Source organism: Streptomyces sp. NPDC048297, assembly GCF_043201585.1.
Lineage (GTDB): Bacteria > Actinomycetota > Actinomycetes > Streptomycetales > Streptomycetaceae > Streptomyces.
The window spans coordinates 107,660-116,916 of sequence record NZ_JBICZA010000030.1 but is presented as its reverse complement, the minus strand read 5'-3'; the positions used below and the strand labels follow the sequence as shown (position 1 = coordinate 116,916).

The window sequence follows — 9,257 nt, the reverse complement described above, 5'->3', positions numbered from 1 at the left end:
AGACCAGCCTCCAGCACCAGCTCACCGGCGCCGCCCTCAACCTCGCCCGCATCGACGCCCACCTCACCGGCACACCCCGAGCCCGCACCCGCACCAGCCACTTCGCAGCACTTCGCCCCGCCGACCAGACGATCGACGGGGCGAAGAAGACGTAGGGCCCCGGAATTAACCAACGGCATCCGGGCCCGCACGGGGCCCGCACCGTCACAAGCGAGCACAGCGAGCACAGAAGGAAAGAGCTCTCGTGAACATCGTGCTGTACGCGGTGATCGTGCTGTTCTGGGGCACCACCTGGATCGGCATCAAGTTACAGCTCGGCAGTGTGGACCCGGCCGTGTCGGTCGCGTACCGCTTCCTGCCGGCCGCCGTCTGCATGTTCGTGTGGACCGGCGTGCGCAGGCTGCCGATGCGGTTCCCGCCGCGCAGCCATCTGCGCATGGCCCCTGGTCGGGTTACTCATGTACTCGGTCAACTACGTGCTCTTCTCCTACTGCTCCGAACACCTGGTCTCCGGGCTGGTGTCGATCATCTTCTGCCTGTCGGTCGGGTTCGACATCCTCAACGGGCGGATCTTCCTGAAGCGGCCCGTCTCCCGCACGGTGGTGCTCGGCGCGCTCGCCGGAGTCCTTGGGCTCGCCCTCGTGTTCGCCAACGACATCGCCCACACCAAGGCGTCCTCGGGCCTGGTGACGGGTGTTCTGCTCGGTCTCGGAGCGACCCTGCTGTTCTCGTTCGGGAACATCGCCTCGTCGTGGAACCAGAGCAGCGGTGGCCTGCCGGTCGTGCAGTCCACCGCGTGGAGCATGCTGTACGGCGGGCTGTTCACCACGATCGGGTGCCTGATCGCGGGCAACTCGTTCACCGTGGAGCCGTCGTTCCGCTATGTGGCGGGGCTGGTGTACCTGTCGGTGTGCGGCTCGGCGATCGCCTTCGTGACCTATCTGACGCTGCTGTCACGCATCGGCCCCGACCGGGCCGCGTTCGCCACCGTGGCCTTCCCGGTCGTCTCGCTCTCCCTGTCCACGGTCTTCGAGGACTACCGGTGGAGCGCGCTCTCGGTGCTCGGCGTGCTGGTCGTCCTCGCGGCCAACGCGGTCATCCTCGCCGGCCCCCAACTGCGCGCCCTGCTCGGCAGGTTGTTTCCCGGCCTGGCCGCGCGGGAGGCGGCGGGACCGGCGGAGGAACGCCAGGCGGTGCCGGAGAGCGGGCCGGGCCGTGGCTGAGCCGGCGGGCCGCTACTACACGTTCCCCTACGCCGGCGGCGGCCCCGCCGCCTACCGTCCGCTGAGCGACCACTGGGCGGCCCGCCCGGAGGAGTCGCCCGCCGTGGTGCCGCTCTCCTGGCAGCCGGACCGGTACCTCGGCGCGGGCGGGGTGCGCGCCCCGGCCGACGCCCTGGCGCACCGGATCGCCGGCGACCTCGAACGCCGGCCGGTGACGCGGTACGGCCTGTTCGGGCACAGCATGGGCGCGCTCGTGGCCTACGAGACGGCGGTGGCGCTGCCCCGGCTCGACTGCCCGGCGCCGGCGGCCCTCGTCGTGTCCGGGCGGGTGGCGCCGCAGTACGGCTTCAGGCCGGCGGTCGATCCGGAGGACCCGGCGGGCACCGCGGAGCACCTCCGCTCCTGCGGCGGCGCGCTCGCCGAGGCCGCCCGGGACCCGGAGTTCGTCGACCTGGTCCGGGAGCGGCTGCGCGGCGACGTCCTGCTCGGCGCCGGGCACCGGCACGAGGAGCGGCCGCCGCTGCCCCTGCCCGTGGTCGCGTTCGGCGGGCGGGACGATCCGCTCGCGGCGGAGGGGGAGTTGGCCGGATGGCTGCGGCACGGCACCAGCACCGGCACTGGTACCGGCACCGGAACTGGCACCGGCACCAGCACCAGCACCACGGATTCCGGCACCAGCACCGGCCGGCCGCGCCTCTTCCCCGGCGGCCACTGGTTCCTCCGGGAGCACCTCGCGGCCGTCGCGGCCGGTCTCGAAGAGGCCCTGCGTGCCGGAACAGCCGTGGCGGGTGTGCGGGCAGGTGACGACTCGGGGAAAAGCGCGGCGGAATGCCGAGGCTCGTTTCCCGAGAGTGACCCTGCGTAATACACACGCAATAAGGAATCGCGGTTTCGGCGTTGTTCGGCGTTGTTCGGCGCCGTTCAGTGCTCTACGCCCCGCACACCACAGTTCTCTCCTGACCCACCAGTAACCTGCGGCAAAAGGCTCAAGCAATGCTCAAGTAATCACCAAAACCCTTGAGACGCCTGAACAGATCAAGGTCGGTCCTGCGGGTTCTCATCATGCGGACGGGGCGAATCGCCGTGAATTCCGGCGTTCCCCCCACCGCGTACCGCTCTGCATTACCTCGTGTCATAACAAGAGCGTCACAGCATTGGTCAGACTCTCCTCCACGTTCCCCGCACACGCTTAGAGTCACGGCCAGTCACCGCGCCGTCGGATTGTCACCCCGGCCAGGCGCACGGCTCGGTCGTCTCCATGGGGAAGCGGCTGTCCAGCAGGAAAGGACTGATCGTGCGTCAACGTTCGCTCATCGCCATCACCGCCGCGCTGGCGGCGGGAGCACTCACCCTCACCGCCTGCGGCTCGCGCGACGGCGGCAAGGGTTCGGACTCCAGCGGTGGCGGCACCACCGTCACCATCGGCGTCGACGCGCCCCTCACGGGCGACCTGTCCGCGATCGGCCTCGGCATCAAGAACTCGGTCGACCTCGCCGTCAAGCAGGCCAACAAGCAGAAGCTCGTCGACGGTGTCACCTTCACCTCGACCGCCCTCGACGACCAGGCCCAGCCGTCGGCCGGCCAGCAGAACGCCACCAAGTTCGTGTCCACGAAGGACATCCTCGGCGTCGTCGGCCCGCTGAACTCCTCCGTCGCCGAGTCCATGCAGAAGGTCTTCGACGACGCCAAGCTGGTCGAGGTCTCCCCCGCCAACACCAACCCGGCGCTGACCCAGGGCACCGACTGGCAGAAGAGCAAGGCCCGCACGTACAAGTCGTACTTCCGCACCTCCACGACGGACGCCATCCAGGGCCCGTTCGCCGCGCAGTACGTCTACAACACGGCGAAGAAGACGAAGGCCTTCGTCATCGACGACAAGAAGACCTACGGCGCCGGCCTCGCCGCCACCTTCTCCGACGAGTTCAAGAAGCTCGGCGGCAAGATCGCGGGCACCGAGCACATCAACCCGGACGCCAAGGACTACTCGGCCGTCGCCACCAAGGTGAAGAACTCCGGCGCCGACATCGTCTACTACGGCGGTGAGTACCCGCAGGCCGGCCCGCTCGCCAAGCAGATCAAGGCCGCCGGTTCGAAGATCCCGCTGGTCGGTGGCGACGCCGTCTACGACCCGACCTACATCAAGCTCGCCGGTGCCGGCAGCGAGGGCGACCTGACCACCTCCGTCGGTGCCCCGCTCGACACCCTGCCGTCGGCGAAGGAGTTCCTCGCCAACTACAAGGCCGGCGGCTACAGCGAGGCCTACGGCGCGTACGGCGGTTACGCCTACGACTCCGCCATGGCGATCATCCAGGCCGTCAAGAAGGTCGTGGACGACAACAAGGGCAAGCTCCCCTCGGACGCCCGCGCCAAGGTCACCGAGGCCATGCAGAACGTCTCCTTCGACGGGGTGACGGGCAAGGTCTCCTTCGACGAGTTCGGTGACACCACGAACAAGCAGCTCACCGTGTACGCCGTCAAGAAGGGTGTCTGGACGACCGTCACGTCCGGTACCTACAACGGTGGCTGACCCACACCCGCACCACCACTGAGCCGCGCGGGGCGCTGTTCCACTGGCGCCCCGCGCGGACTCGCATCCGGACAACCGGCACACCCGACATCCGGCACATCCGTCGAACATCCGAAAGTCTCGGAGGACTTTGCGGTGAACGAACTGCCGCAGCAGCTGGTCAACGGCCTGCTCCTGGGATCCATGTACGGGCTGGTCGCCATCGGCTACACGATGGTCTATGGCATCGTCCAGCTCATCAACTTCGCCCACGGCGAGATCTTCATGACCGGCGCCTTCGGCGCCCTCACGGTCTACCTGTACGTCCTGCCCAACGGCACGTCCATGTGGATCGCGCTCCCCCTCATGCTCATCGGCGGCATCATCGTCGCCGTTTCCGTCGCCGTGGCAGCGGAACGATTCGCCTACCGCCCCCTGCGCAGCGCACCCCGCCTCGCCCCGCTCATCACGGCGATCGGCCTCTCCCTCGCCCTGCAGCAGGCCGTCTGGGCCTGGTACCCCGACGCGAAGTCCGCGATCACCTTCCCGCAGATCGCCGGCGGCCCCTTCAACATCGGCAACGTCACCATCCAGACCGGTGACATCTTCCTGATCATCGCCGCCCCGCTCAGCATGGCCGTCCTCGCGTACTTCGTCATGAAGACGCGCACCGGACGGGGCATGCAGGCCACCGCGCAGGACCCGGACACCGCCAAGCTCATGGGCATCAACACCGACCGCATCATCGTGGTCGCCTTCGCCCTCGGTGCCGCGTTCGCCGCCGTCGGCGGTGTCGCCAACGGCCTCAAGTACGGCCAGATCGACTTCAAGATGGGCTTCCTGCTCGGCCTCAAGGCCTTCACCGCGGCCGTCCTCGGCGGCATCGGCAACATCTACGGCGCCATGATCGGCGGAGTCGCGCTCGGCGTCGCCGAGACCCTCGCGACCGCCTACATCGCCGACCTCCCCGGCATGGAGAAGTTCGGCACCCAGTCGTGGGCCGACGTCTGGGCCTTCGTACTCCTCATCCTCGTTCTGCTGTTCAGGCCCCAGGGTCTGCTCGGCGAGCGCGTCGCGGACAGGGCGTGACACCGATGACCACACAGACCACCGAAACCCCCAGCACCACTGCGGGCAGCCCGGCGGGCCTCATCGGCATCCCGCCGCACATCGGCCGCGCCCTCGCCACCGGGGGCGGCATCCTCACCGTCGTCTCCACCTTCCTCGCCTGGACGTGGACCTCCGAATTCCCCGGAGACCTCACCGTCTACGGCTACCCCGGCGGCCTCCAGGTCCTCGTCCTCGTCGGCGGCGTCCTCACCACCCTCCTCGGGCTCGCCTCCTACGGCGTCAAGCCCCTGCGCTGGCTCGCCCCCGCGGGCGCCGACGCCGCCCTCAAGTTCGCCACTCTCGCCACCTTCGCCACGGCCTGGTACACGGTCATCGCGATCGCCTACGAGCTCGGCGGACTCGTCAACCTGGAGCCCGGCGGCTACGTCGTCGCCGTGACCACCCTGGTCGCCTTCGCCGGCGCGCTCGCCCTGCCCTTCGAACGTCCGGAACCCGATCCCATCGACCCGGACGACACCTCCTGGGAGCAGTTCAAGCACAGCGCCTCCCACAACTGGGAGACCGTCAAGGCGGCCTTCTCGGCCCCGGCCCCGCGTCCCCTGGGCAAGCTCCCCGCCTACGCCGAGATCCTCATCCTGATCGCCGTCTTCGCCGTCGCCCTCACCGTCTTCACCTACGGCATCGGCACGGAGTACGACGAGCTGTTCATCGGCTTCCTCCTCACCGCCGGCTTCGGCTTCGCCGCACTCACCAAGTCCGGCCTCGTCGCCCACGCCACCCAGATCTCCCAGCGCCACCAGAACATCGCGATCTGCGGCGCCTTCGTGACGGCGGCCCTCTTCCCCTTCACCCAGACCGACGACCAGTACGCGACCCTCGGCGTCTACATCCTCATCTTCGCCACCGTCGCCCTCGGCCTGAACATCGTCGTCGGCCTCGCCGGACTGCTGGACCTCGGATACGTCGCCTTCCTCGGCGTCGGCGCCTACGCGGCGGCCCTCGTCTCCGGCTCCCCCAGCTCCCCGTTCGGCGTCCACTTCCCCTTCTGGGCCGCGGCCCTCGTCGGCGCCGCCGCCTCGCTCGTGTTCGGCGTCCTCATCGGTGCCCCGACCCTGCGTCTGCGCGGCGACTACCTCGCGATCGTCACGCTCGGCTTCGGAGAGATCTTCCGGATCACCGCCAACAACCTGGACGGCACCTCCGGACCCGACCTCACCAACGGCTCCAACGGCATCTCCTCGATCCCGAACCTCGACATCCTCGGCTTCGACCTCGGCGCCCAGCACGACATCGCCGGCTTCACCATCGGCCGGTTCGCGAACTACTTCTTCCTGATGCTGATCATCACGGCCATCGTGGTGCTGGTCTTCCGGCGCGCCGGCGACTCCCGCATCGGCCGCGCCTGGGTCGCCATCCGCGAGGACGAGACCGCGGCACTCGCCATGGGCATCAACGGCTTCCGCGTCAAGCTCATCGCCTTCGCCGTCGGCGCCACCCTCGCCGGCCTCGCCGGCACGGTCCAGGCCCACGTGACCTACACCGTCACGCCCGAGCAGTACCTGTTCGCCGGCCCCATCCCGCCCAACTCCGCCTTCCTGCTCGCGGCGGTCGTCCTCGGCGGCATGGGCACCATCGGCGGCCCGCTCATCGGCGCCTCGCTGCTCTTCCTGATTCCCAACAAGCTCCAGTTCCTGGGCAACTACCAGCTCTTCGCCTTCGGCGTCGCGCTCATCCTGCTCATGCGCTTCAGGCCCGAGGGCCTCGTCGCCAACCGGCGCAACAAGCTGGAGTTCCACGAAGATGCCGTAGCGCCCGCAGTCCTCGGCAAGACAGGGGCCTGACCACCATGACCACCGACACCACCACACGCGGCGAAACCGTCCTCGACGCACGCGGGGTCACGATGCGCTTCGGCGGCCTCACCGCCGTCCGTGACGTCAACCTCACCGTCAACAGCGGCGAGATCGTCGGCCTCATCGGCCCCAACGGCGCCGGCAAGACGACCTTCTTCAACTGCCTGACCGGTCTCTACGTCCCCACCGAGGGCGAAGTCCGTTACAAGGGCACCGTCCTGCCGCCGAAGTCCTTCAAGGTCACCGCGGCCGGCATCGCCCGCACGTTCCAGAACATCCGTCTGTTCGCCAACATGACGGTCCTGGAGAACGTGCTCGTCGGCCGGCACTCCCGCACCAAGGAAGGCTTCTGGTCCGCCGTCCTGCGCGGCCCCGGCTTCCACCGCGCCGAAAAGGCCTCCCGCGAACGCGCCATGGAACTCCTGGAGTTCGTCGGCCTGGACGCCAAGGCCGAGCACCTCGCCCGCAACCTCCCGTACGGCGAGCAGCGCAAGCTGGAGATCGCGCGCGCCCTCGCCAGCGAGCCCGGCCTGCTCCTCCTCGACGAGCCCACCGCCGGCATGAACCCGCAGGAGACGCGGACCACCGAGGAACTCGTCTTCGCCATCCGTGACAAGGGCATCGCCGTCCTCGTCATCGAGCACGACATGCGGTTCATCTTCAACCTCTGCGACCGCGTGGCCGTCCTCGTGCAGGGCGAGAAGCTCATCGAGGGCGACAGCACCACCGTCCAGGGCGACGAACGCGTCATCGCCGCCTACCTCGGCGAACCGTTCGAGGACGCCCCCGGCGACGAGGAGGTCGCCGAGGTCGAGGCCGCCGAGGCCCAGGCCGCGGCCACGGCGGACACCACGCCCGGCCAGGACAACGCCGGCAAGGAGAACGACCGATGACCGCACTGCTCGAAGTCGAGGACCTGCGGGTCGCCTACGGCAAGATCGAAGCCGTCAAGGGCATCTCCTTCAAGGTCGAGGCCGGTGAAGTCGTCACCCTCATCGGCACCAACGGCGCCGGCAAGACGACGACCCTGCGCACCCTTTCCGGCCTCCTCAAGCCCGTCGGCGGCCAGATCAAGTTCAACGGCAAGTCGCTGAAGAAGATCCCCGCCCACCAGGTGGTGCAGCTGGGCCTCGCCCACTCGCCCGAGGGGCGGCACATCTTCCCCCGCATGACCATCGAGGACAACCTGCGCCTCGGCGCGTTCCTGCGCAACGACAAGCCGGCCATCGAGAAGGACATCCAGCGCGCCTACGACCTCTTCCCCATCCTCGGGGAACGCAGGAAGCAGGCCGCGGGCACCCTCTCCGGCGGCGAACAGCAGATGCTCGCCATGGGCAGGGCCCTCATGTCCCAGCCCCGGCTGCTCATGCTCGACGAGCCCTCCATGGGTCTCTCCCCGATCATGATGCAGAAGATCATGGCGACCATCGCCGAGCTGAAGTCCCAGGGCACGACCATCCTGCTGGTCGAGCAGAACGCCCAGGCCGCGCTCTCGCTCGCGGACCACGGCCACGTCATGGAGATCGGCAAGATCGTCCTGTCCGGCACCGGCCGGAACCTGCTCACCGACGAGTCGGTCCGCAAGGCCTACCTCGGCGAGGACTGACCGCGCCACACGCAGCGAGGCCCGCGTCCCGGAAGTCGGGACGCGGGCCTCGCCGTGTGTGCGTCAGGCCTTCTTGGCCTTCTTCTCCTCGCTGTCCGCGATGACCGCCTCCGCGACCTGCTGCATCGACATCCGGCGGTCCATCGACGTCTTCTGGATCCACCGGAACGCGGCCGGCTCCGTCAGGCCGTACTCCGTCTGCAGGACCGACTTCGCCCGGTCGACCAGCTTCCGCGTCTCCAGCCGCAGGGTCAGGTCGGCGACCTCCTGCTCCAGCTGCCTCAGCTCCGTGAACCGGGAGACCGCCATCTCGATCGCCGGCACCACGTCGGTCTTGCTGAACGGCTTCACCAGATACGCCATCGCGCCCGCGTCGCGGGCCCGCTCGACAAGGTCGCGCTGCGAGAACGCGGTCAGCATCAGGACCGGCGCGATGGACTCCTCGGCGATCTTCTCGGCCGCGGAAATACCGTCCATCTTCGGCATCTTCACATCGAGGATCACCAGGTCCGGCCGGTGCTCCCGGGCCAGCTCGACCGCGCGCTCACCGTCTCCGGCCTCACCGACGACGGTGTACCCCTCCTCCTCCAGCATCTCCTTGAGATCCAGCCGGATCAGGGCCTCGTCCTCGGCGATGACGACACGGGTCGTCAGCGGAGGCACGTGAGACTTGTCGTCGTCGGGCGCGTCTACGGGCTGGGGCGACTCGGGCGCGGTCACGGGGGCTCCTTGGTACGGGCCGGGCAGATGATGCTGCCTATGAAGCCTACCTAGCGGCGGGGACCTGCGGTGACCCGGTACACTTTCGGGCAGGCCTACAACCTGCCCGGTTGGAGGAACTGGTCAGACTCGCGGTGCTCAAACCACCGTGCCTTAGGGCATGTGGGTTCGAATCCCACACCGGGCACAGCAGGCAGCGAAAAGCGGAGAATCACGTGCGCGTGATTCTCCGCTTTTTTGCTGCCCGCCCTCACGGTCAGTGACACAGAGGGGCCGCG

The 9,257-nt window shown here is 68.6% G+C and carries 8 protein-coding genes and 1 tRNA gene; 8 read left to right on the top strand and 1 reads right to left on the bottom strand.

The annotated features are described in order from the left end of the window. The first annotated feature begins 458 nt into the window (after positions 1–458). The 7 genes from ACGFYV_RS28475 to ACGFYV_RS28445 all read left to right on the top strand — a co-directional run bounded on the left by ACGFYV_RS28475 (position 459) and on the right by ACGFYV_RS28445 (position 8,259). Entirely contained in the window at positions 459–1,223 is a 765-nt protein-coding gene (locus ACGFYV_RS28475) for a DMT family transporter (RefSeq protein ID WP_393881351.1), read from the top strand. Beyond that, positions 1,216–2,088 carry a thioesterase II family protein gene (locus ACGFYV_RS28470; protein WP_393881350.1) on the top strand — a complete coding sequence of 291 codons (873 nt, stop codon included), beginning with the start codon at positions 1,216–1,218 and terminating at the stop codon, positions 2,086–2,088. Before ACGFYV_RS28475 ends, ACGFYV_RS28470 begins: the two co-directional genes overlap by 8 nt. Before the next feature lie 429 nt (positions 2,089–2,517). Continuing rightward, the gene (locus ACGFYV_RS28465) at positions 2,518–3,750 is read left to right on the top strand and encodes a branched-chain amino acid ABC transporter substrate-binding protein (RefSeq protein WP_393881349.1); all 1,233 of its coding nucleotides are present in this window, start codon (positions 2,518–2,520) and stop codon (positions 3,748–3,750) included. 135 nt (positions 3,751–3,885) lie between these two features. Continuing rightward, the gene (locus ACGFYV_RS28460; protein ID WP_393881348.1) at positions 3,886–4,818 is read left to right on the top strand and encodes a branched-chain amino acid ABC transporter permease; all 933 of its coding nucleotides are present in this window, start codon (positions 3,886–3,888) and stop codon (positions 4,816–4,818) included. Positions 4,819–4,823: 5 nt separating this feature from the next. Further along, complete coding sequence (locus ACGFYV_RS28455) at positions 4,824–6,641, top strand: branched-chain amino acid ABC transporter permease (protein ID WP_393881347.1); 1,818 nt, start codon at positions 4,824–4,826, stop codon at positions 6,639–6,641. Between the two features lie 5 nt (positions 6,642–6,646). Beyond that, positions 6,647–7,546, top strand: a complete 900-nt coding sequence (locus tag ACGFYV_RS28450; protein ID WP_393881346.1) for an ABC transporter ATP-binding protein — start codon at positions 6,647–6,649, stop codon at positions 7,544–7,546. After that, a complete protein-coding gene (locus ACGFYV_RS28445; RefSeq protein ID WP_393881345.1) occupies positions 7,543–8,259 on the top strand; it encodes an ABC transporter ATP-binding protein in 717 nt (238 codons plus the stop codon). The genes ACGFYV_RS28450 and ACGFYV_RS28445 overlap by 4 nt, the downstream gene beginning before the upstream one ends. Positions 8,260–8,322: 63 nt before the next feature. Here ACGFYV_RS28445 and ACGFYV_RS28440 read toward each other — a convergent pair whose 3' ends face one another. Next, on the bottom strand, positions 8,323–8,979 hold the full coding sequence (locus ACGFYV_RS28440) for an ANTAR domain-containing response regulator (protein WP_393881344.1): 657 nt from the start codon (positions 8,977–8,979) through the stop codon (positions 8,323–8,325). A gap of 104 nt (positions 8,980–9,083) precedes the next feature. Here ACGFYV_RS28440 and ACGFYV_RS28435 point away from each other — a divergent pair. Continuing rightward, a tRNA-Leu gene (locus tag ACGFYV_RS28435) sits at positions 9,084–9,166 on the top strand. Positions 9,167–9,257 lie beyond the last annotated feature (91 nt).

Coding starts and splice junctions, on each gene's coding strand:
- ACGFYV_RS28445 (WP_393881345.1), top strand. CDS start 7,543: ATGACCGCACTGCTCGAAGTCGAGGACCTGCGGGTCGCCTACGGCAAG.
- ACGFYV_RS28455 (WP_393881347.1), top strand. CDS start 4,824: ATGACCACACAGACCACCGAAACCCCCAGCACCACTGCGGGCAGCCCG.
- ACGFYV_RS28475 (WP_393881351.1), top strand. CDS start 459: ATGTACTCGGTCAACTACGTGCTCTTCTCCTACTGCTCCGAACACCTG.
- ACGFYV_RS28450 (WP_393881346.1), top strand. CDS start 6,647: ATGACCACCGACACCACCACACGCGGCGAAACCGTCCTCGACGCACGC.